The 21,500-nt window shown below is 69.1% G+C and carries 17 protein-coding genes; 6 read left to right on the top strand and 11 right to left on the bottom strand.

Features of this window, described 5'->3' with window-relative positions:
* Positions 1-6 precede the first annotated feature (6 nt).
* A complete protein-coding gene (locus ACWDZ6_RS17600; RefSeq protein WP_451503574.1) occupies positions 7-2,769 on the top strand; it encodes an ABC transporter substrate-binding protein in 2,763 nt (920 codons plus the stop codon).
* Positions 2,770-3,035: 266 nt separating this feature from the next.
* Here ACWDZ6_RS17600 and ACWDZ6_RS17595 read toward each other — a convergent pair whose 3' ends face one another.
* The 3 genes from ACWDZ6_RS17595 to ACWDZ6_RS17585 form a co-directional block, all read right to left on the bottom strand.
* Entirely contained in the window at positions 3,036-4,757 is a 1,722-nt protein-coding gene (locus ACWDZ6_RS17595; protein ID WP_451503573.1) for an acyl-CoA dehydrogenase family protein, read from the bottom strand.
* Between the two features lie 112 nt (positions 4,758-4,869).
* Complete coding sequence (locus ACWDZ6_RS17590; protein ID WP_351445928.1) at positions 4,870-5,427, bottom strand: PadR family transcriptional regulator; 558 nt, start codon at positions 5,425-5,427, stop codon at positions 4,870-4,872.
* A gap of 358 nt (positions 5,428-5,785) precedes the next feature.
* Entirely contained in the window at positions 5,786-6,406 is a 621-nt protein-coding gene (locus ACWDZ6_RS17585; protein WP_366729808.1) for an L-threonylcarbamoyladenylate synthase, read from the bottom strand.
* A gap of 257 nt (positions 6,407-6,663) precedes the next feature.
* On the opposite strand from ACWDZ6_RS17585, the gene ACWDZ6_RS17580 reads away from it, so the two are divergent.
* Entirely contained in the window at positions 6,664-8,532 is a 1,869-nt protein-coding gene (locus ACWDZ6_RS17580; protein ID WP_451503572.1) for a glycoside hydrolase family 15 protein, read from the top strand.
* A 76-nt stretch (positions 8,533-8,608) separates the two neighbouring features.
* Here ACWDZ6_RS17580 and ACWDZ6_RS17575 read toward each other — a convergent pair whose 3' ends face one another.
* The 7 genes from ACWDZ6_RS17575 to ACWDZ6_RS17545 all read right to left on the bottom strand — a co-directional run bounded on the left by ACWDZ6_RS17575 (position 8,609) and on the right by ACWDZ6_RS17545 (position 18,353).
* A complete protein-coding gene (locus ACWDZ6_RS17575) occupies positions 8,609-9,799 on the bottom strand; it encodes a damage-control phosphatase ARMT1 family protein (protein WP_451503571.1) in 1,191 nt (396 codons plus the stop codon).
* Between the two features lie 69 nt (positions 9,800-9,868).
* Positions 9,869-12,424 (bottom strand): valine--tRNA ligase, encoded by a 2,556-nt coding sequence (valS, locus tag ACWDZ6_RS17570; protein WP_451503570.1) that lies wholly within the window; start codon positions 12,422-12,424, stop codon positions 9,869-9,871.
* Between the two features lie 373 nt (positions 12,425-12,797).
* The gene (locus ACWDZ6_RS17565) at positions 12,798-14,510 is read right to left on the bottom strand and encodes a glycerol-3-phosphate dehydrogenase/oxidase (RefSeq protein ID WP_366729804.1); all 1,713 of its coding nucleotides are present in this window, start codon (positions 14,508-14,510) and stop codon (positions 12,798-12,800) included.
* A 75-nt stretch (positions 14,511-14,585) separates the two neighbouring features.
* On the bottom strand, positions 14,586-16,103 hold the full coding sequence (glpK, locus tag ACWDZ6_RS17560) for a glycerol kinase GlpK (protein WP_389176432.1): 1,518 nt from the start codon (positions 16,101-16,103) through the stop codon (positions 14,586-14,588).
* 54 nt (positions 16,104-16,157) lie between these two features.
* The gene (locus ACWDZ6_RS17555; RefSeq protein WP_451503569.1) at positions 16,158-17,003 is read right to left on the bottom strand and encodes an MIP/aquaporin family protein; all 846 of its coding nucleotides are present in this window, start codon (positions 17,001-17,003) and stop codon (positions 16,158-16,160) included.
* A gap of 279 nt (positions 17,004-17,282) precedes the next feature.
* A complete protein-coding gene (locus ACWDZ6_RS17550) occupies positions 17,283-17,729 on the bottom strand; it encodes a nitroreductase family deazaflavin-dependent oxidoreductase (protein ID WP_451503568.1) in 447 nt (148 codons plus the stop codon).
* A gap of 57 nt (positions 17,730-17,786) precedes the next feature.
* A complete protein-coding gene (locus ACWDZ6_RS17545; RefSeq protein WP_389176428.1) occupies positions 17,787-18,353 on the bottom strand; it encodes a dihydrofolate reductase family protein in 567 nt (188 codons plus the stop codon).
* A 147-nt stretch (positions 18,354-18,500) separates the two neighbouring features.
* Between ACWDZ6_RS17545 and ACWDZ6_RS17540 the strand changes: the two genes are divergently transcribed.
* Positions 18,501-18,857: a DUF779 domain-containing protein gene (locus ACWDZ6_RS17540; protein ID WP_451503567.1), complete on the top strand. Its 357-nt coding sequence runs from the start codon at positions 18,501-18,503 to the stop codon at positions 18,855-18,857.
* Positions 18,858-18,881: 24 nt separating this feature from the next.
* Entirely contained in the window at positions 18,882-19,388 is a 507-nt protein-coding gene (locus ACWDZ6_RS17535; protein ID WP_366729798.1) for a hypothetical protein, read from the top strand.
* Here ACWDZ6_RS17535 and ACWDZ6_RS17530 read toward each other — a convergent pair.
* Positions 19,378-19,572 (bottom strand): hypothetical protein, encoded by a 195-nt coding sequence (locus tag ACWDZ6_RS17530; RefSeq protein ID WP_326654167.1) that lies wholly within the window; start codon positions 19,570-19,572, stop codon positions 19,378-19,380. The genes ACWDZ6_RS17535 and ACWDZ6_RS17530 overlap by 11 nt on opposite strands.
* A gap of 358 nt (positions 19,573-19,930) precedes the next feature.
* Between ACWDZ6_RS17530 and htpX the strand changes: the two genes are divergently transcribed.
* Together htpX and pspAB are read left to right on the top strand one after the other, a co-directional pair.
* The gene (gene htpX / locus ACWDZ6_RS17525; RefSeq protein ID WP_451503566.1) at positions 19,931-20,851 is read left to right on the top strand and encodes a zinc metalloprotease HtpX; all 921 of its coding nucleotides are present in this window, start codon (positions 19,931-19,933) and stop codon (positions 20,849-20,851) included.
* 41 nt (positions 20,852-20,892) lie between these two features.
* Positions 20,893-21,495 carry a PspA-associated protein PspAB gene (gene pspAB / locus ACWDZ6_RS17520; protein WP_451503565.1) on the top strand — a complete coding sequence of 201 codons (603 nt, stop codon included), beginning with the start codon at positions 20,893-20,895 and terminating at the stop codon, positions 21,493-21,495.
* Positions 21,496-21,500: the final 5 nt, after the last annotated feature.

Raw genomic sequence — 21,500 nt, 5'->3', positions numbered from 1 at the left:
TTGCTCATGACCGCGGGGGATCCGCAATGCCGCATTCCGGCCTATCCAGGCGTCGAGCGCTTCATCGACGCGTTCGACAAATTGGTGGTGCAGCCGCGGCGCAGGCGCAGCAGGGTGCCGGTCGTCCTGCTCAGTGAGCCGGGCAGCGGCAATGCCGGGCGCCAGATCGTCACAGGGCTGCGCTCACGGATGCGCGGCCGCAGCGAGGTCCTCGCCCCGCACGCGTACATCCCGCAGATCCCGGACGGGACCGACCCGCCGCCGCTCGAACTCTTCGAGCATCTGACCCTTCAGCTCGCCGAGACCATGCCGCCCGGCACCGGTGAACTACGGCTGCACAGCTACCGGTTGCTGCGCTCGGTCGTCACCGCGCCCGCCGTCGAGGGACTCATGGAGCGCCGCCACGCCGAGCTGCGCAACCACTGCTACGCGGAGCACCGCAACTGGTCCCGTACCGCCCAGACCCTGTGGTGGCTCGGCGGCCGCGACCAGGCCAGCGGTGGCACGCTGCTCGAGCTGCTGTGGAACTTCATCGCAGGCCCGCTGTTCCAGCGCCTGCCGCGCGCCTTCTACGGCTGGCGCGCCAACCGGCGCATGCTGGGGCGGGCTCGCAGCCGCAGCTGGTACGCGGAATGGGTGCGCCGTCAGCACGGCAGCCCGCCCACCGACTTCTTCCGCTCCGCGCTCGACCTCGTGCACGGCGAGCCCGCCAATGAGCCGGAGCGTATGGACCGAGTGCTGATGCACGCGCTGCTCGCCGACCTCGACCAGGCGTGCCGGACCCGTCTCTTCAACCCGTGGCGGCGACGCCGCGGCTCCCGCTTCGTGCTTCTCTTCGACGAGGCAGGGCCCGCCGACTCGCGCGTCCAGCGCTTCCTGCGTGAACTCCGCTCCGCCATGGAGGACTTGCGCTGCACCTCTGTGTTCGCGGTGGCGGGCGGCGTACGTTCGCTGGCGTCGCGCATCCCCGACATCGATGCCTCGGGCCTCGCCCACGCCGGCGCCGAGCTGATCAATATTGAGCGGCGCGGGATGTCGCCGGGTCAGCCGACCGGCATCGTCGTGCCGGTGGCTGAGGGACCCGAGGACGACCAGGCGGCGGTGTACTGGCTCGGCCGCTGGCCCACGCTGGTGACGCCGTCTCCGCACTGGGGGCCCGGGGCCGAGGTGGCCGGAGTGCTCGGCATCGGAACGCTCGCGCTCGCACTCGCCGCCGTCCTGTTCCTCGTACCGGACATCGGGAGCCGCGACAAGGACGACCCCTGCCAGGGCTCCACCTTCCTCGGCACGGACGGGCAGTGCGTCGGTGTCGCCGAAGGCGCGGCCGGCTTCGGCAAGGAGCCCAGTGAGCAGGCCGTACAGTCCGTGCTCCAGCAGATCGAGCGGCAGAACGAGGCGGTCGACAAGGAGCTCGCGGGCCGGCCCGGCGACGACCCGCGCCCCGGTCTCCGCACCATCGTCTACTTCGGCCCGCTCACCGGTGGCAAGGACGCCGAGGACCCGGTGCGCGGCGGCACGCTGGCGGAGCTGCGCGGCATCGCGCTGGCGCAGCAGCACATCAACGCCCAGGCGCTGCGTTCGGGCGAGCGCGTCCCGCTGCGGGTGCTCGCCGCCAACGCGGGTGACCGCTTCAAGGACGCGCCCGCCGTCGCCGACCGGATCGCGGAGCTCGCCGCGCGCGATCCGTCCATCGCGGGCGTCGTCGGTTTCGGGCAGAGCCGCCGCAATACGTACGACGCCATACGCACCCTCGACAAGGCCGGTATTCCGATGGTCGGCACCTCGGGCACCGCGGATGAACTCCTGGGCCAGGGCGAGCACTACTACCAGACGGCCGCCACTGATGCGCGGGCCGCCGAGCTGATGGCAGCGTTCGCGTCGAGCGCCGGGATGACCACGGGCGGGCAGAAGGCAAAGCGGGTGAGTCTCGTCGCCGACGCCACCGACGCGTACAGCAACAGCCTTGCCGCGTCCTTCCGTGCCTCGTACGGGCCGGGGCGTACCGACGTACTCCTCTACACCCCGACCGACGCACCGGAACCGGGACCGGTGCCGGGTGCGCTCGGCGGGCGGCCCGTGCCGACCGTGGAGGACCTGGCCCGCGAGGTCTGCCGTACCGTGCGTGAGGAGCCGCGGACAGCGGTGGTGTGGTCGGCGCGAGCCAGCCAGTTCCAGCTGTTCCTGGCCGAGATCGCCCGTATCTCCGGCGACTGCCCGAAGATCAGCGTGCTCGGCGGCGACGACGTCACCAACACGTTGACGGAAGAGCAGCGCCCCTGGGACGACTTCAAGGGCCTCACCCTTTTCTACGTCTCGCACGGCTACGCCCCCACGCTGGCGGCACGGAGCCCGGAGGCCGCGGCCTTCCTCGCCGCCTACGACCGCGCGTACGGCGGCGACCACAGCGCCAGGACGAAAGCCATGCGCGAGGACGGCCATGTCGCGCTCGCCTGGGACGCGTTGCGCTATCTCGCCGAAGGCATCGACCAGGCCTGGCGCACCACCGGAGGGCATGACGACCGCCTCGACCGCGGGCTGCTGCAAGGCGTGCTCTACCAGGGCCTGGGCGGCGGAGGGTTCGACGGCGCCACCGGCCGTATCGACGCGCACGGGGCGGCGGGCGGGGGACGGCTGACGGAGGACAAGCTGCTCGCGGTGCTCCGGGGCAGCAGCGGCGGCCCGGCGACCGAGCTGCTGTGCGGCACGGTGGCGCGCGGCGACAAACGCACGACGTGGGGGCCGAAGGGCGTGGAGCACCCGTGCCCGTAGCCGCGTCGGCTCACACGACGGCCTGGAGTGAGCACCCATGAACCCGGGGGCCGCGGTGGCCGGTGCTCTCCACGGCACCGCCTCGTACGCCTCTCGGCCAGGGGCCTGACTGCCCGGCTCGGAGCCGCGGGAAGCACCATGGCTTCCCGCGGTCCGAGCGGGCGGTCACCGACGGCAGTGGGCCCCGGCGGCAGTCGCCGACGCACGTGGACGGCGGCTGAGCCCGCGGGCCCCGGCGCGGGCGGACAGGCCGTCTGCTCCGTTGGTTACGGCGCCATCTCGTACGCCCCGGACAGTGCCTCGACGCGCTCCCAGACTCGCGCCGAACGCGCTTCGTCGACGACGGGACGCCGGACCGCGCCCAGCGCCCAGCGCTGCTGTTCCGCCGTGGCGGAGTCCTTGCCGTACAGCTCGACGGCGTGCGCGGAGAAGTCGCGTACGAGGACGGAGAACAGTTCGTCGAGCACGTCCTCCTCGAGCCCGGTCAGGCGTGCCTGTTCCAGGATCAGCTGGCCGTGCACCACCAGCGCGAACAACTGCCCGACGGCGAGAAGGAGATCGAGGTCGCGGCTCTGCTCCTCGCCGGGGGCCGCGGTGGTGACGAACTCGCACAGGGCGTCCGCCTGCTCACGGAAGCGGCCGACGTTGGGCACGGTGGCATAGGCGTCGTAGGCGGTGCGCCAGTCGTGGAAGCGCACGGAGCCCAGGCCGCGGGCCGGTCCCTGGTGGAAGAGGAAGGCGTCGTCGGCCGCGTCGAGGCGGGTCGGCACGGGCGCGTATTCGGCCGGGTCCAGCAGATGGTTGCGCATGAACTTGAGGATCAGCGCCAGGTTGACGTGGACCGTGCCCTCGAGCTTCGGGAGCCCCCGGATCTCGGAGGCGGCCTGGGCGAAGTAGGTGTCCTTCTCGAAGCCCTTGGCGGCGATGACGTCCCACATCAGGTCGATGACCTTCTCGCCCTCGGTGGTCACCTTCATCTTTGTCATCGGGTTGAACAGCAGGTAGCGGCGGTCGTCGGGGCCGGCGGACCGGAAATAGTCGACGGCCCGGTCGCTGAACAGCTTCATCCCGACGAGACGGACGTACGCGTCGGTCAGCTCGCGGCGCACGTGCGGGAAGGCGGTGACGGGGCGGCCGTAGAGGATGCGGTTGTGCGCGTGGGTGACGGCCTCGTACATCGCGTGCTCGCAGATGCCTATCGAGGCGGTGCAGAGGTTGAACTTGCCGACGTTGACAGTGTTGAGGGCGGCGTCGAACGCGGCGCGGCCGGTGTGCAGTACGTCGTCGGCGCCGACCGGGTAGTTGTCGAGGCGGAACTCACTGACGTACTTCGAGGAGTCGACGACGTTCTTCACAAGGTGGTACGCCGGGTGGCGGCTGTCGGCGGCGAAGAAGACATAGCCGTCGGGGCCCTCGATGTCGGTGCGGCGGCCGAAGACCGAGACGAGCCCGGCCGTATTGCCGTTGCCGATGTAGTACTTGGAGCCGCCGGCCCGGAAGCCGCCGTCACCGTCGGGCTCCAGCAGCATGTCGGTGGAGTAGATGTCGGCGCCGTGGGCCTTCTCCGACAGACCGAAGGCGAACACCTCACCCTGGGCGAGGAGTTCCGCCGCACGGGTGCGAGCGGCGGCGTTGTCGCTCTGCCAGACCGGTCCGAGACCGAGGATGGTGACCTGCCACGCGTACCAGTAGTCCAGGCCGTAGAAGCCGAAGATCTCGTTGAGGGCGGCGATCCGGGCGGTGTCCCACCGCTTGTCCTGCTGCCCCTCGGCGGCGGATGCCGGGGTCAGGAAGGTGGCGAACAGCCCTTCCTTGGCGGAGAACGCGAGGAAGTCCGCCAGCCAGGCACGGGAGCGGTAGTCCTCGATCAGCTTGCGCTTGCCGCGGTCCTCGAACCAGTCGACGGTGGCGCGCAGCAGCCTGCGGGTCTCGGGGTCGAAGTGTGCCGGGTCGTAGGTACGCGGGTTGAACAACAGCGGGTCGGCCATGGGTGTTCGCCTTTCCGGCTCGGGGGTTGAGGGATGCGCTCCGGAGAGCTTCAGGTACGTGAGGGCGGGTCAGGTCGTCGTCGGGGCAGGCGGGCGGTTTGCCGGCGCCGGATCAGCGATCGGGGCCGAGGCGGTGGAGGGTGGCGAGTACGTCGTCGAGCCAGGCGAGCGTCATCCGCTCGTACGCGATACCGCCGCGCAGCACGACGTGCTGGAGCTCCTGTCCGGCGTCGGTCGTTCCGGGGGCCTCGGGTCCGGTGAAGTCACGCAGCTCCCCCGCGAGATAGTGCGCGAGGCGGGAGGTGTGCGCCTGGTGGTGCCGCTCGACCTCGCGGATCAGCGCGGCCGGGTCGTCGAAGGCCGCGCCGCGGATCTTCACGGCGAGGTCGTGCCGCACGCTCTCGGGTTCGATCGGCTCGTGCAGCCACTGGGAGAGGGCGGCCCGGCCGGGCGCGGCGACCGAGTACTCCTTCTTGTCCGGCCGGGCCTGCTGGGGCACCTCGCGGACGTCGATCCAGCCGTCGCTCTCCATGCGCTTGAGTACGCGGTAGATCTGCTGGTGGGTGGCGGTCCAGAAGTAACCGATGGACCGGTCGAACCGCCGGGCCAGCTCATAGCCGGAGCCCGGCTTCTCCAGCAGAGAGACGAGGATCGCGTGTTCGAGCGCCATGCCCCGATCCTTCTATGCAACTCGTTGCATAGACAAGGCGCACTGCCAGGGTGAGACACGGCTCACCCCGGCGGCCGGGACGGAGCTGCGGCGCGCATGGACTGCTTCCGTGCATATGGGCCGGCTGGGCCGCTTCGAGCGGGAGCTGTTTCTGCTTCGCTGCGATTCCCTGAGGCGGGTGTCAGTGGCTGATGACAGTGTCGCCCGCGCTGCTTGACGACTTTCCTGGGCTCGTCCCGGGACCGACGCCGCCGGAGCACGCCGATCGCACGGGTGCGCCCGGCCCCGCCGAACACTGCGCAGGCCGGACGCCTGGGCGCACGCCCGGGCCCGGCACCTGGTGACGCGATCGACGCGGCTACTCGAACCGCGCGGTGTCGCCCGCCCCGCGGCGTACGATCTCGGGTTCGCCGCCGGAGAAGTCGATGACCGTGGTCGGCTCGGTGCCGCAGTCGCCCGAGTCGACCACGATGTCCACGACGTGGTCGAGCCGTTCCTTGATCTCCCAGCCCTGTGTCATCGGCTCGTCCTCGTCGGGCAGGATCAGCGTGCTGGAGAGCAGCGGCTCACCGAGTTCGGCGAGTAGGGCCTGAGCGACGGCATGGTCAGGAATCCGGACTCCGACCGTCTTCTTCTTCGGGTGCAGCAGCTGGCGCGGCACCTCCTTCGTCGCGGGAAGGATGAAGGTGTAACTGCCGGGTGTCGCTGCCTTGATCGCGCGGAACACGTCGTTGTCGACGTGCACGAACTGACCCAGCTGCGCGAAGTTCTGGCACACGAGGGTGAAGTGGTGACGATCGTCGAGGTTCCGGATCGACCGGATCCGGCTGATGCCGTCACGACTGCCCAACTGGCTTCCCAGCGCGTAGCAGGAGTCCGTCGGGTACACGACGAGCGCGCCGGATCGGATGCTGTCAGCCACACTGCTGATGGTGCGCCGCTGGGGATTCTCGGGGTGCACGTCGAAGTACTTCGCCATCCGCCGAGTCTAGGTGATCAGGACGTCGGCCCAGGTGACCAGGACGGCGCCGCCGGAAACCGAGAGCGTCCCGAGCCGAACGGCATCGTCCACGGCGCCCACGGCGCCTTCCTGGGCCACGCGGGTCTCGGCGTGCTCGCGGTCCGCCCAGGTCCAGGGGCTGCGCCACCCCTGCCATGGTTGGCGCAGCCTTGTACGTCTTAGTATGAAATGCGGAGATATAAGCGCATGGAACCGCCACAGCAGAGGGAGGATCCATGACTGCTGAGGCTGAGGCTCGAAGGACCGAAGAAGTCCCCGATGTGGCTCGAGGCCCGGGGAGCATCGGCGCTCCCCGGTATCTGCCGCTCTCCGAGCACGGGCTGATCGGGGATCTGCGCAGTGCCGCGCTGGTGGGGACGAACGGCACGATCGACTGGTACTGCTGCGGCCGTTTCGACGCGCCCAGCGTCTTCGCCTCGATCCTCGACGCCGAGAAGGGCGGCTCCTTCGAGCTCGCCCCTGATGTGCCGACCCGCACGAAGCAGTTCTATTTCCCCGACACCAACGTGCTCATCACCCGCTTCTTCGCGGAGGACGGGGTGGGCGAGATCCAGGACTTCATGCCGATCGTCGACGACTCGCGCGAGGCCGACCGGCACCGGCTGATCCGCAGGGTGGTCTGCGTCCGCGGATCACTGCCCTTCCATGCCTACGTGTCACCCCGCTTCGGCTACGGAGCCGACCCGCACACCATCCGTACCGAGCACGGCTGCCCGGTTTTCGAGTCGGCCTCGCTCGCCCTTGCGCTGACGTCGAGCGTGGCGGTCGAGAACGACGGCCGGGACGCATGGTCACTGTTCAAGCTGCACGAAGGTGAGAGCGCTGTCTTCGCGCTCGACCAGGTCGGGGGCGAGGTGACCCCGCGGCGTTGTGCCGTCGCCGAGGCGGAGGAATTGTTCGAGGCCACCGTGCGGTACTGGCGGCGATGGCTGTCCAGGTCGCGTTACCGCGGCCGCTGGCGCGAGATGGTCCACCGCTCCGCGCTGACGCTCAAACTGCTCACCTACGCACCGACCGGCGCCATCGTGGCCGCGCCGACGACGAGCCTGCCCGAGCAGATCGGCGGCGAACGGAACTGGGACTACCGGTACGCCTGGATCCGCGACGCGGCTTTCTGCGTCTACGCGCTGCTCCGGCTGGGCTTCACCGACGAAGCCCAGGCCTTCATGAAGTTCATGACCGAGCACCTCTACCTCTCGGACCCCAGCACGGGCCCACTGCAGATCATGTACGGCATCGACGGCCGTTGCGAGCTGCCCGAGCGCGAGCTGCCCCATCTCGAGGGCTATCGGGGCTCCGGCCCCGTGCGCGTCGGCAACGACGCCGTCGGCCAGTTGCAACTGGACATCTATGGCGCACTCATCGACTCGGTCTACCTCTACGACAAGTGGAGGGAGCCGATCTCCAGCGCGCACTGGGACACCGTCTGTGATCTGGTCGACTGGGTCTGCGAGAACTGGGACAAGCCCGACGAGGGCATCTGGGAGACCCGGGGCGGGCGCAAGGACTTCCTCTACTCGCGGCTGATGTGCTGGGTGGCGATCGAAAGGGCGATGCGGATGGCGCAGCGCCGGGGGTTGCCGGCCGACATGGTGCGCTGGGCCGGGACACGCGACACGATCTACCGGCAGATCATGCGGCGCGGCTGGTCGGCCGAGCGGAACGCGTTCGTCCAGCATCTTGACGGCAATGTCCTCGACGCCTCCGTACTGATGATGCCGCTGGCCAAGTTCATCTCCCCGACCGACCCGAAATGGCTCTCCACACTGGACGCGCTGGGCGAGGAACTGGTCTCCGACTCGCTCGTCTACCGCTACGACCCGCAGGCCAGCCCGGACGGGCTGCGGGGCGAGGAGGGCACGTTCTCGATCTGCTCCTTCTGGTACGTCGAGGCGCTCAGCCGCGCCGGGCGCCTGGAAGAGGCCCAGCTGGCCTTCGAGAAGATGCTCACCTACGCCAACCACCTCGGCCTGTACGCCGAAGAGATCGGCCGCACGGGCGAGCAGAGGGGCAATTTCCCGCAGGCGTTCACGCATCTGGGGCTGATCAGCGCGGCCTTCAACCTCGACCGGGCGCTGGGCTGAACGGCGCCCCTGCCCGCGGTCCCGCCCGCCGCGCAACAGCCCCGGACCCTTCGGTTCCGTGTCCGGTGGCGCGGCGTCACGTCCTGACCTGGACGAGCGCGTGCGTACCGCTGGTCCGCCAGGCACTGCCTGTCGTTTCCAGCTCCGCCTGCGTATGTGGGGCGAGCCCGGTGATGACGTCGGACTTCAGTGTCCGCAGCGCGGCGACCGGTCCGGGGAAGTACGCGGTGACTTCCGCGAAGGGCGTGGTGGCAGGCCAGTGGCGGTCGCCGACGAGCCGGCGGTAGTTCAGGTCGCCCTTCATGACGGTCACAGCGGCGGAGGCGAAGTCCTCCCCGAGCCCGACCGGCATGTCCGGGTACGGGAATGGCGCGCACGCGAATGGATGGCTGCGCAGGACGAGACGTCCGCCGCTCACCGCCTGCCGCAGCCGCTCAGCGATCTCCGATGCCTGTCCGGGGGCCGTGGACATCCGTGCCAGACAGTCGAGCACGTCGGAGGTGGTGGCGTCGGAGACGTAGTACGGATACGGCTTGATGTGCAGGCTCACCGACGAGGCGCGGTCCGTGGTGAGCAGATGGTCGGCGAGAACCAGATCGGGCAGCAGCTCCGGTCCGGCATTGTCGGCGACCAGGCACACCTTTCCCGGACGTCGGCCGTCCAGCAGGTTCCAGAACGCCGCCGTGTCGTCCACGACGAGCCCTGTCGCGCGCTCTCCCAAACCGGAGTCACCGGCGGACAGTTGGAAACCGAGGTCGGCCCTGTTCCCCCAAAGTGACGCGTGCAGCAGCGTGGTGTCCCGCTGCACTGCCGGAAGACGGGGGATCTCGTCGAGGGCAGCGAGCTCGGCGTCCAGGGTCGCGCCCATGAGCTCGGCGCGTTTGAAGGGTGCGAACGGGTCGATGCCCTTCCACGGCCCGGGAGCGAAGTAGCCCAGCGCGGCCAGCAGCTTTCGGTAGAAGTAGCTCTCCGCCCAGAGGAACGGTACGTCCGCCCAGCGACGCCCGATATGGCCCTCGCCCCACTGCCTCCACTGAGCGGCATCCGGTTCGGTGTCGTCGAGAGCCTCGACGACACCTCCCTCGGCGGTCTCGCGCAGCAGGGCATCCAGCGCGTGCTGCTGTTCCGCGGGATAGGCGGTCGCCTGGCGTACGCGCTCGATCAGCGCAGGGTGCCGGTCATGGAGCACGCCCCAGGCGAAGGAGCCGACGACATTGCTGACCACGACCGGGGCGTGGCCCACATCGGCCGGAGTTGGTTGCGACATGCTCGGCGGACTCCCTCTGTCGACGCCGCGGACGGACACGCGAGCGGCATCACCGTACGCCGCGTCCGGTCAGAGGCTGACCTTCACGGCGAGTGTGCCGTCACCCGGCTCCTGCTCCACGACACCGATCCGGCCGGCAGCACGTACATCGGAATCGACCAGTGAGAATCGGTCGAGGTCCGCGCGGGAGCCTGTGATGGTTGCCTTCGCCACATCGGCACGCATGGACACCTGCGCCTCCGACTTGGCCTTGCGGACCGCCGCGATGACCTTGGACGCGGTCGACAGCAGCTCACCGTCCGCGCCGTCGGCAAGTTGTCGGATCTTCTCCGCGGAAGGCCAGCCCGCACGGTGGACGGAACCCTGCATCCACCACGACCAAACCTCTTCCGTGACGAAGGGCAGAACAGGAGCGAACAGGCGCAGCAATGTGTCCAGAGCCGTCCTCAGCGCCGCTCGGGCCGATTGAGTACCCGTCGCGTCGTCCTGCTCGCCGTAGGCTCGGGCCTTCACCAGCTCGAGGTAGTCGTCGCAGAAGCGCCAGAAGAACTGCTCCGTACACTCCAGGGCGCGCGCGTAATTGAAGTCTTCGAACGCGTCGGTGGCTTCGTCAACGGTCGCCGCGAGCTCGGCGAGCATCGCCCGGTCCAGCGGCTCCGTCACCTCTGCCGCTTCGGGCGCGTCACCGAAGCCCAGGACGAACTTGCCGGCGTTGAGGATCTTCATCGCGAGGCGGCGGCCGACCTTCATCTGCCCGATATCGAAGGCGGTGTCGGTGCCGGGCCGCCCGCAGGCCGCCCAGTAGCGGACGGCGTCGGAGCCGTGCCGGACGAGCAGATCGGCCGGGGTGACCACATTTCCCGTGGACTTCGACATCTTCTTGCGGTCCGGGTCGAGGATCCACCCCGAGATCGTGGCGTGCTTCCAAGGCAGCACACCGTGCTCGGCGTGTGCGCGAACGACGGTGGAGAACAGCCAGGTGCGGATGATCTCGTGCGCCTGCGGCCGCATGTCCATCGGGAAGACCCGCTCGAACAGATCGGGGTCCTTCAGCCGACGGCCGGCGATCTGCGGGGTGAGTGAGGAAGTCGCCCAGGTGTCCATGACGTCGGGGTCACCGATGAAGCCGTCCGGCTTGCCACGCAGCTCTTCCGCATACCCGGCAGGCGGCTCGGCGCTGGGATCGACGGGCAGCAGCGCCGAGTCCGGAACGATGGGCCTGTCGTATGCCGGACTGCCCTCCCCGTCGAGCGGATACCAGAGCGGGATGGGCACGCCGAAGAACCGCTGCCGACTGACGAGCCAGTCGCCGTTGAGTCCGCTGACCCAGTTCTCGTACCGCACCCTCATGTGCTGCGGGTGCCAGTTCAGTTCATTGCCCCGCTGAAGGAGTTCCCGGCGCAGGGGGACGTCCCGGCCGCCATTGCGCAGATACCACTGACGGGTGGTGACGATCTCGAGCGGCTTCTCGCCCTTCTCGAAGAACTTCACCGCATGCGTGATCGGGCGGGGCTCGCCCTCCATCTCGCAGCCGGTACGCAGCATCGCCACGATGCGCTCCCGCGCTGTGTACGCCGTGGCACCGGCCAGTTGCTCGTAGGCGGCGCGTGCCTGCACCGAGTCCAGGCCGGCGGGCGGCTCAGCAGCGAAGCGTCCGTCCCAGCCGATCACCGGACGGGTCGCCAGCTGTAGCTCGCGCCACCACGTCACGTCGGTGGTGTCGCCGAAGGTGCACACCATGGCGATTCCCGAGCCCTTCTCCGGGTCGGCGAGCTTGTGCGCGACGACGGGCACCTCGACGCCGAAGACCGGGGTACGCACGGTGGAGCCGAAGAGGTCCTGGTACCGCTCGTCATCGGGATGCGCGACCAGTGCCACACAGGCGGGCAGCAGCTCGGGACGGGTCGTCTCGATCATGACCTTGGCGCCATCGGCGCGGTGAAAGGCCAGCCGGTGGAAGGCGGCAGGGCGTTCACGGTCCTCAACTTCGGCCTGGGCGACGGCCGTACGGAAGGTGACATCCCACAGCGTCGGGGCCTCCGCCATATAGGCCTCGCCGCGCATGAGGTTGTTCAGGAAGGCGAGCTGCGAAGTCGCGCGGGCTTCGCCATCGATGGTCTGGTACGTCCTTGTCCAGTCCACCGACAGGCCCAGCCGGCGCCACAAGTCCTCGAATGCCCGCTCGTCCTCGACGGTCAGCCGCTCGCACAGCTCGATGAAGTTACGCCGGGAGATCGGGATCTGCTGCTTGCCGGACTTGGCCGGCGGGGTGAAGCCGGGGTCGTACGGGAGTGCCGGGTCGCAACGGACGCCGAAGTAGTTCTGGACGCGCCGCTCGGTCGGCAGTCCGTTGTCGTCCCACCCCATGGGGTAGAAGACTTCCTTGCCGAGCATTCGCTGATAGCGGGCGATCGCGTCGGTGTGCGTGTAGGAGAAGACGTGCCCGACGTGCAAGGAGCCGCTGACAGTAGGTGGCGGGGTGTCGATGGAGAACACCTGGTCACGCGTCTTGGAGCGATCGAAGACGAATACGCCCTGCTCGTCCCACCGTCGAGACCACTTTTCTTCCAGCCCTTCAAGGCTGGGCTTCTCGGGCACGCCACTACGGCGGTGGGTGAACGTCATACGTCCGCATGCTATCCGCGTCCAGGGCCTGATCTTCTGGCATTTTCGACCGCTCACGATCCGCGACGCGGCCGTGGCCGTGCGGTTCACGACCCTGCCGTCGGCCGGGCAACTGCGGCGTTTCCCCGGCCGACGCCAGTGGATTGCCAGAGCGCACGTGCGCTCCGGCAATCCTCGTCGGTGTCGAGGTCAGCGAACAGGTGGGCGGGCCGTCGGAACCGGCTGCGTCGGTTGCGGGCGAGCCTACGCACCATGAACGACATCGTCCGGCAGCGGTTGCGGCACCGGCCGGACACAGCCGCGCGCTGACGCCCGCGGAGCGTCGGCAACCCGCGAGCCGGGGGCACCACACCCTCTCAGCACACCGGGACGCTCAGCGCACCGGGATGATGTCGGGGGCGCCGAGCCGTACCGCGTCGGCCGTCTGGTCGTCCGGCTGCTGCTGAGCCTCGCGTTCGGCCGCCACCCGCTTCAGGTAGTGGTCGACCTCGCGGTCCCGGCGCGCCCGGTCCCACCCCAAATGAGGTGCCATGAGGTCGGCGACGGTACGCGCCGCGTCCACTCCGCGGTCCCAGGACTCGATCGAGATCCGGGTGCGCCGGGCGAGCACATCCTCCACATGGCGGGCCCCCTCATGGGTCACCGCGTAGACGGCCTCGACGCGCAGATAGTCGTCGGAACTCGGCAACGGCTCACCGAGCGAGGGGTCGGCCGCGACCATGGCGAGCAGCTCGTGCAGCAGGGAGCCGTAGCGGTTCAGCAGGTGCTCGATGCGGGCGACATGCAGCCCGGAGCGCTTGGCGAGTTTGTGCCGGGAGTTCCACAGGGCCGGATAGCCGTCGGCGCCGAGCAGCGGAACGCGCTGCGTGACGCAGGGGGCCACCTTCTCGTCCAGACCGCGGGCCGCCTCGTCGACCGCGTCCTTGGCCATAACGCGATAGGTCGTGTACTTACCGCCGGCCACCACGACGAGCCCGGGAACCGGGTGCGCGACCAGGTGCTCCCTGGACAGCTTGCTGGTCTCCGCGGCCTCGCCGGAGAGGAGCGGCCGAAGACCGGCGTAGACGCCCTCGACGTCCTCTGCGGCCAGCGGTGTGGCCAGAACACGGTTGACATGATCCAGCAGGTAACTGACGTCCCTGGAACTCAGCGCGGGATGAGCCTTGTCCAGGGTCCAGTCGGTGTCGGTGGTCCCGATGATCCAGTGCCGCCCCCAGGGGATGACGAACAGCACGCTCTTCTCGGTGCGAAGTATCAGTCCGGTGCGGGAGATGATCCGGTCACGCGGCACCAGCAGATGCACGCCCTTGGAGGCGCGGACGTGGAACTGGCCCCGGGTGCCGGCCATGGCCTGGGTGTCGTCGGTCCACACACCGGTCGCGTTGATGACCTGCTTGGCCCGCACCTCGGTCTCGTCGCCGGTCTCCAGGTCCCTGACCACGGCTCCCACCACCCGCTCGCCCTGACGCAGGAAGCGGCTGACGCGGGTGCGGTTGGCGGCCAGCGCCCCGTAGGCGGCTGCCGTGCGCGCGAGGAACATGGTGTGCCGGGCGTCGTCGACCTGGGCGTCCCAGTACAGGATCGCGCCGACCAGGGCGTCGGAGCGCAGAGCGGGCGCCTCGCGCAGAGCCTGGCGCTTGAGCAGGTGACGGTGACGGGGCAGGCCGCTGGAGGTGCCGGAGGCCGCGGCCATGACGTCGTAGAGCAGCACGCCCGCGCCGACGTACGGACGCTCCCGGAACCGGTGCTGCAGCGGGTAGAGGAACGACACCGGCCGCACCAGATGCGGGGCCAGGAGCTGGAGGAGCAGTCCTCGCTCCTTGAGGGCTTCGGCGACCAGCCGGAAGTCCAGCATCTCGAGGTAGCGCAGGCCGCCGTGAATCAGCTTGCTGGAGCGGCTGGATGTGCCCGAGGCCCAGTCCCGGGCTTCGACGAGGCCGACGCTCAGGCCCCGGGTGGCGGCGTCGAGGGCTGCCCCGGTGCCCACGACACCGCCACCGACGACGAGGACGTCCAGCTCGCCCTCCCCCATCCGAACGAGGGCCTCCGCGCGTGCCTCGGGAGAGAGAGCCACCGGATTCGCCATCGGTTTCCTCCTCGTGCTGCGGTCGCGCGCCGCGCGTGACCGGGGGCGCCCCGGATGGGCGCCCCCGGCGGAGGCCTACTCGACCTTGGCCCAGTCGAGTGTGCGCTCGACCGCCTTCTTCCAGCCCTCGTAGCCTTCCGCGCGCTGCTCCTCGGACCACGCGGGCTCCCACCGCTTGGACTCCTGCCAGTGGGTGCGCAGCTCGTCGGCGTCCCGCCAGAAGCCGGTGGCCAGACCGGCCGCGTAGGCGGCACCGAGCGCGGTGGTCTCGGCGACGACCGGGCGGCTGACCGGTACGCCGAGGACATCGGCCTGGATCTGCATGCACAGGTCGTTGGCCGTCACGCCGCCGTCGACCTTGAGCACGTCCAGGTGGACGCCGGAGTCCTGCTCCATGGCCTCCACCACGTCGCGACTCTGGTAGCAGATGGCTTCCAGGGTGGCCCGCGCCAGGTGGCCGTTGTTGTTGTACCGCGCGAGGCCGACGATCGCGCCGCGGGCGTCGGAGCGCCAGTACGGGGCGAACAGGCCGGAGAACGCGGGGACGAAGTACATGCCTCCGTTGTCGTCGACGGTACGGGCGAGACGCTCGCTCTCGGCGGCATCGTTGATGATCTTCATCTGGTCGCGCAGCCACTGCACCGCGGACCCGGTGACCGCGATGGAGCCCTCCAGGGCGTAGATCGCCGGGCTGTCGCCGAACTGGTACGCCACGGTGGTGAGCAGGCCGTGCTGTGAGCGGACCAGTTCGGTGCCGGTGTTGAGCACCAGGAAGTTGCCGGTGCCGTAGGTGTTCTTGGCTTCGCCCGGCGCGTAGCAGACCTGCCCGACGGTTGCCGCCTGCTGGTCGCCGAGCACCCCGGTGATGGGGATGGCGGTGCGCAGCGGCCGGGAGGAACGGGTCTCGCCGAATGCCTCCCGGTGGGAGGACGGGCTGATGGTGGGCAGCATCGCCCGGGGAACGTCGAAGAAACCCAGCAGCTCGTCGTCCCAGTCGAGGGTCTCCAGGTTCATCAGCATCGTGCGGCTCGCGTTGGTCACGTCGGTGGCGTGGATGCCGCCGTCGGGGCCGCCGGTGAGGTTCCACAGGACCCAGCAGTCCGTGTTGCCGAAGAGGGCATGGCCCTTCTCCGCCGCCTCGCGCACTCCGTCGACATTCTCCAGAATCCACTGGATCTTGCCGCCGGAGAAGTAGGTGGCCGGCGGCAGCCCCGCCTTGCGGCGGATGACATCGCCCTGCCCCGACCGTTCCAGGGCGGCCGCGATGGAATCGGTGCGGGTGTCCTGCCAGACAATGGCGTTGTAGTAGGGGCGGCCGGTGCGGGGGTCCCAGACAACGGTTGTCTCGCGCTGGTTGGTGATGCCGATCGCCGCCAGGTCGGACGCGGACAGGTTCCCGTGCCGCAGGGCGTTCTGTATCACCGAGTTGGTGCGTTCCCAGATCTCCACCGGGTCGTGCTCGACCCACCCCGAGCGCGGGAGTATCTGAGCGTGCTCCAGCTGGTGCTTCGCGACTTCGTTCCCGTCGTGGTCGAAGATCATGAAACGTGAGCTGGTGGTTCCCTGGTCCACTGCGCCGACGAAGTCCGCCATGGCATGCCGCCTCTCCTCTGGGATGGACTGGGTTGCGGCCTCGCGCCGGGCCGGTCAGGGCTCGGGGGTCGGGACGCGTCCGGGGGGCTCCGGCTCCGCGGTCGGCAGGAACCGGCCGATGAAGAACTTGTACAGGAATGCGCCGAGCACGCCGCCGATCAGCGGACCGATGATCGGCACCCAGAAGTAGAAGTTCCCGTATTGATCTCGCCACGCTCCGCCGTACCCGGTGATGAAGCTGGCCAGTCGGGGACCGAGGTCACGTGCGGGGTTGATCGCGTAGCCCGCGTTGGTGCCCCAGGCCATACCGATCCCCACGACGACCAGGCCGATGATGAAGGGGGCCAGGTTGGCGCCTGGGGGCGTGTTGAGCAGGTCTGTGATCGCCATGATCAGCAGCAGCAGGATCGCGGTGCCGATGATCTGGTCGCGGAACGCACCCCATTCGCCGACCGGCAGATTCGGGTTGCCGTTGGCGGGCAGCGTGGAGAAGACGATTTGCGTCTTGAGGGTGTGGCCTGGGTCCGCCTTCGCCAGCGCCTCGGTGTAGTTCCAGCGCACGATCAGGGCTGCTACGAAGGCGCCGGCCAACTGCGCCAGCGCGTAAGGAGCCACCTTGCTCCACGGGAAACCCCTGAACGTCGCCAGGGCCAGGGTCACCGCGGGGTTGAGGTGAGCACCACTCAGGCGCGCCGCCACATAGACACCGAGGGTGACGCCGAGGCCCCATGCCCAGGCGATGCTGTCGTGGTTGCCGAGGCCGCCCGGGGGGTCCGTCAGGGCTCCGCCCGCGACCACTTGGGCCACCACGCCGCAACCGAAGAGGATAAGGATCATGGTGCCGGCGAATTCGGCCGAAAGTTCGCCGATCAACCCTGATCTTTTGAGTCGCTCAGCCATGGAAGCCCGCTTCCCGCCGGCCAGGGACCGGCCGTCAACTGCCCGATTCCTCCACATATCAGCATAGGACGATCAAGGGCAAGCCGCACGCACAGGGGTGACGAGAGGCGGCACCTGGGCTACGGCGCTCCCGGCACTGCCAGGTACCGATGGGGCCAGTGCGGCCGGCGGGAAAGGGGTCTAGACCACGACGGGTAGCTTCGGCTCCCTCCAGAAACCGGCAGAGCGCCGCCGGCCGGCGGAGACGTAGGCCCTGCCGGTCGGCGGCCCCTCTGGCGCTCAGCTGTCCTTGGCCGCGGGCTCCAGCACAAAGACGGGGATCTCCCGGTCGGTCTTCTTCTGATACTCGGCGTAGTCGGGGTACGCCTCGACTGCCCGCTCCCACCACACGGTCTTCTCGTCCCCGGTCACCTCACGGGCCGTCATGTCCTGACGCGTCGGGCCGTCCTGCAACTCGACCCGGGGGTCGGCGACGACGTTGTGGTACCAGACCGGGTGCTTCGGAGCGCCTCCCAGCGACGCGACCACCGCGTAAGTGCCTTCGTGCTCGACCCTCATGAGCGGCGTCTTGCGGAGCTTGCCGCTCTTGGCGCCCCTGGTCGTCAGGAGGATGACGGGCATCCCCCGCATCGTCGTTCCCTTGGTACCGCCGGAGCTCTCGAAGAGCTCAACCTGGTCGCGGACCCATTTCTCGGGGCTCGGCTCGTACTCACCCTCAAGAGGCATGTCACTCATCCGATCGTCGGAGTCACGTACAGGGCTCAACGCCCCGGGCCAAGGCAATCATCCCGCCGGACGTTCGTAGCGGAGCAGCACGGTCCGAGCGTCGAAAGACCGCGACTCGACGAACTCGAGATTCAGCCGCTCCTTCCCCTGCAGGAAGAGCGGCCTGCCGCCGCCCAGGACCACCGGGTGCACGACGATGTGGTACTCGTCGATCAGGCCGAGCTCCGTGAGGGCCGCCGGCAGCGTGGAACCACCGGTCAGCAGCAGGTCCTTGCCCGGGCTCCGCTTCAGGGCGGCGACCTCTTCGGCGAGGTTTTCGCCGATCACCCGGACGTTTCCCTCCGGCTGTTGCAAGGTCCTGGAGAAGACGATCTTCGGAGTACGGCGCCAGACCGGCGCGAAGGCGAGGTCGTGCGGGTCGTCGGAGATCGACTCGGCGTCGGGCCAGTAGCCGGACATCATCTCCCAGACCACACGCCCATAGAGGAAGGTGTCGACGCGCGCCTGCAGGCCGTCGCCGTACGCGCCGAGCTCGGGCCCGAGCACCGGCCAGTCGAAGGCTCCCCCGGGCCCGTCGATGTGTCCGTCGAGCGAAGAGTGGACGAAGTAGATGATCTTCCTCATGGCCGTTCCTCCTGGTGCGTGGCGCGCCCTTTGGACGCCTTCACCGGTATGTCGAACGGGGTCGTGCCCGATCGACATACCGAGGGAAAGATCTTCCGCGAGGGCGCTGCAACGGCATTGCAACCTCGCAGGTGCTCTGCTGGCGGGATGACTGATGCCCCGCGCGTGGAGCTGACCCCCTCGGCCGCCGATCTGTTGCGGCGGCTGAGGGCGGCCCACGGTCCGTTGATGTTCCACCAGTCGGGCGGTTGCTGCGACGGCAGCGCGCCCATGTGCTACCCGGAGGGTGAATTCCGTACGGGCGCGTCCGACGTCCTTCTCGAGGACCTCCGGGTCGACGGCGTCGAGGAGTCCGTCTCCTTCTGGATGTCCCGGAGCCAGTACGAGGTCTGGAGCCACACCCGGCTCATCGTCGATGTCGTCGAGGGCCGGGGCAGTGGTTTCTCGCTGGAGGCGCCGGAGGGAGTGCGGTTCCTGATCCGGTCGCGCGTCGTGGGTACCTGAGGCGTCAGCCGCGGTGGCGTGCCCATGAGCCGTTTCCGGCGCCGCTCGCAGGTGCGGAAGTCGACGGCGGTCGGATACCAGGCGATGCTGGTACGCGTGAATGCCCCCACTCGCGGCGCCTGGCTGCGCTCCGGAATAAGCCGTAACGGCGGACCCCTGCAGGAGAACGAGCAGGTGGTCTGGCTCCAGATCGACGCCTACTACGCGGACAGCCGCGGCTTCGCCGGCATCACCACGTACGACGGCGCCGATGTCCGCTTCCACCACGATGTCGGGACGCCCGGTGAGGATGTGGGAACCCTTCAACGCGACGGCGACCGTCTGATCGAGACGGGTACGAACCCGGACGGCAGCACGTTTCGCGAGGTGTGGACGCCGCTGGTGGACAGCGAGGAAGAGTGCGGGTCCTGGCGGGTCGGCGAGGCGCAGATCGTCCGCGTCGGCACCCATGTGGTGCATGTGGATGCCGACGGCGGAGGCTACTTCGAACTGCCGCCGGACGTCGAAGTGCCTCCGCAGATCACGGTCTGAGGCTGCCCACCACATTGGCGGTGGCCGCGATGCCTTCCTGAATGGTCGGCGCCATGCTCGTGCCCGCGAGGAAGAAGCCGAGCAGGGCACAGACCACCGCGTGGGACATCTTCAGTCCGCCGTTCCGCACAAAGATCACCGCGAGCACCAGCAGAAACAGCACCACCGAGATCGAAATGGCCATCGCCAACCTCCTCCGCCGCCGCGCCGGAATTGCGGCATTCGGCCGTCAGTCTGGCGTAGTGGACGGCCCATACGGCCGACTGGCGTGTCCGCCGTTCGGGTGGTCTGTGCCGGGTGACCTCGACGGGGAGCGGTGCCGGATGCGGACTCCGAACGCGGCCGGCGGATCTCGCCGAAGCCCGCGGCACGGTCCACACCCACCCAGCGGCACGGTCCACCCCCACAGCGGACGGACGGGAGCTCACTCATGGACGGGAGCTCACTCATCGCGGCCATGGCCGCTATACCGGCTATGGCCGCGACAGGAGCACAATCGAGTAAGGGGGGAACCAGAAACAGCTCCGCCCGGAGGTTGTCGGATGCCACGGAACCGGGCCCCGTCCCGCTACGCCCCTGATCAGGGACTCACCACCCGCATGGTGACGACGATGTTCCTGATCGGGCTGCTCTATGTCGTCTTCGTGGGCGCCCTGCTGGCGATCCTCCGAAGCTCGTGGCCGATCATTCTGCTGATCGCAGGTGGTCTGTTCATCGCGCAGTTCTGGTTCAGCGACCGGATCGCGGCCTTCAGCATGGGCGCCCGCGAGGTCACGCCCGAGCAGGCGCCGGAGCTGCACGGCGCCGTCGACCGTATCTGCGCGCTCGCCGACATGCCCAAGCCCCGGGTCGCGATCGCCCACAGCGATGTGCCGAACGCCTTCGCCGTCGGCCGCAATGAGAAGACCGCGCTGGTCTGCGCCACCACCGGTCTGCTCCGCCGGCTGGAGCCGGAGGAGCTCGAGGGCGTTCTCGCCCACGAACTGTCGCACGTCGCCCACCACGATGTCGCCGTCATGACGATCGCGTCGTTCCTCGGTGTGCTGGCCGGCGTGATGACCCGTATCGCCGTGTGGGGCGGCTTCGGCCGGGCGGGCGGCAGCCGCGACAGCAACACCGCGATCGCCGTGCTCCTGATACCCGTGATCAGCGCCGTCGTCTATGTGATCAGCTTCCTGTTGACCAGGCTGCTCTCCCGCTACCGCGAACTGTCGGCCGACCGCGCCGCCGCCCTGCTGACCGGCCGTCCCTCGGCGCTCGCGTCCGCGCTCACCAAGGTGACGGGCGAGATGGCGAAGATCCCGACGCAGGACCTGCGCAAGGCGGAGCCGTTCAACGCCTTCTGGTTCGCCCCGGCGTTCTCCTCCAAGGAGAGCCTGAGCCGCCTGCTGTCCTCGCACCCGACGCTGGAACAGCGCCTGGACCAGCTGGGCAAGATCTCGACGCAGCTGTCCCGCCCGTAACGGCCCCACGACGATGACGGACGACTGACAGAGGTACCGCTGTGGGACTCCTCGACACGATCCTCGGCCGCAGCAGGCCGGTACGGCCCAACCTCGACCAGCTCTTCGGCCTGCCCGCCGCCGCCATCACCCTCCAGGCGGGCGCAGGCTTCACGCCGACCGGCATCGGCTCGGTGTGCTTCGCCAGCGTGGAGGGCGGCGCCTTCGCGCAACTCCAGGAGGACGTACGGGAGCTGCTCGACGCCGACACCGACCGGGGAGGCATCCCGGTCGAGTTCAGCCAGGACGCGTACAGCTACACCTGGCTCCTCGCCCGCCACCCCGCCGACGACACGGCCTCACTGGTCAATGACCTGCACGCGGTCAACACCCTGCTCCAGGACGCGGGCTTCGGCCCGCAGCTGCTCTGCTCCCTGATCACCTTCCGCGAGACGTCCGGCGAGCGCCCGCTGGCGCTCGTCTATCTCTACAAGCGCGGCACCTTCTACCCCTTCGCGCCGCTCGCCGGGGCGAAGGAGAAGCGCGACAACGCCCTGGAACTGCAGACCAGGGCGCTGCTCACGGACGATCTCCGCATCGAGACGGACCTGGCCCGCTGGTTCCCGGTCTGGGGCGCGCCCGGCCTCGGAGGTCCGATGCCGTAGCCCGG

The sequence above is a fragment of the Streptomyces sp. NPDC002926 genome, from assembly GCF_053591755.1.
This window is presented reverse-complemented; position numbering and strand designations above follow the sequence as displayed.

Bases quoted from the DNA above. Each gene is read 5' to 3' on its own strand.
- ACWDZ6_RS17600 (WP_451503574.1), top strand. From the start codon at position 7: ATGACCGCGGGGGATCCGCAATGCCGCATTCCGGCCTATCCAGGCGTC.
- ACWDZ6_RS17595 (WP_451503573.1), bottom strand. From the start codon at position 4,757: ATGGCCGACCCGCTGTTGTTCAACCCGCGTACCTACGACCCGGCACAC.
- ACWDZ6_RS17590 (WP_351445928.1), bottom strand. From the start codon at position 5,427: ATGGCGCTCGAACACGCGATCCTCGTCTCTCTGCTGGAGAAGCCGGGC.
- ACWDZ6_RS17585 (WP_366729808.1), bottom strand. From the start codon at position 6,406: ATGGCGAAGTACTTCGACGTGCACCCCGAGAATCCCCAGCGGCGCACC.
- ACWDZ6_RS17580 (WP_451503572.1), top strand. From the start codon at position 6,664: ATGACTGCTGAGGCTGAGGCTCGAAGGACCGAAGAAGTCCCCGATGTG.
- ACWDZ6_RS17575 (WP_451503571.1), bottom strand. From the start codon at position 9,799: ATGTCGCAACCAACTCCGGCCGATGTGGGCCACGCCCCGGTCGTGGTC.
- valS (WP_451503570.1), bottom strand. From the start codon at position 12,424: ATGACGTTCACCCACCGCCGTAGTGGCGTGCCCGAGAAGCCCAGCCTT.
- ACWDZ6_RS17565 (WP_366729804.1), bottom strand. From the start codon at position 14,510: ATGGCGAATCCGGTGGCTCTCTCTCCCGAGGCACGCGCGGAGGCCCTC.
- glpK (WP_389176432.1), bottom strand. From the start codon at position 16,103: ATGGCGGACTTCGTCGGCGCAGTGGACCAGGGAACCACCAGCTCACGT.
- ACWDZ6_RS17555 (WP_451503569.1), bottom strand. From the start codon at position 17,003: ATGGCTGAGCGACTCAAAAGATCAGGGTTGATCGGCGAACTTTCGGCC.
- ACWDZ6_RS17550 (WP_451503568.1), bottom strand. From the start codon at position 17,729: ATGCCTCTTGAGGGTGAGTACGAGCCGAGCCCCGAGAAATGGGTCCGC.
- ACWDZ6_RS17545 (WP_389176428.1), bottom strand. From the start codon at position 18,353: ATGAGGAAGATCATCTACTTCGTCCACTCTTCGCTCGACGGACACATC.
- ACWDZ6_RS17540 (WP_451503567.1), top strand. From the start codon at position 18,501: ATGACTGATGCCCCGCGCGTGGAGCTGACCCCCTCGGCCGCCGATCTG.
- ACWDZ6_RS17535 (WP_366729798.1), top strand. From the start codon at position 18,882: ATGAGCCGTTTCCGGCGCCGCTCGCAGGTGCGGAAGTCGACGGCGGTC.
- ACWDZ6_RS17530 (WP_326654167.1), bottom strand. From the start codon at position 19,572: ATGGCCATTTCGATCTCGGTGGTGCTGTTTCTGCTGGTGCTCGCGGTG.
- htpX (WP_451503566.1), top strand. From the start codon at position 19,931: ATGCCACGGAACCGGGCCCCGTCCCGCTACGCCCCTGATCAGGGACTC.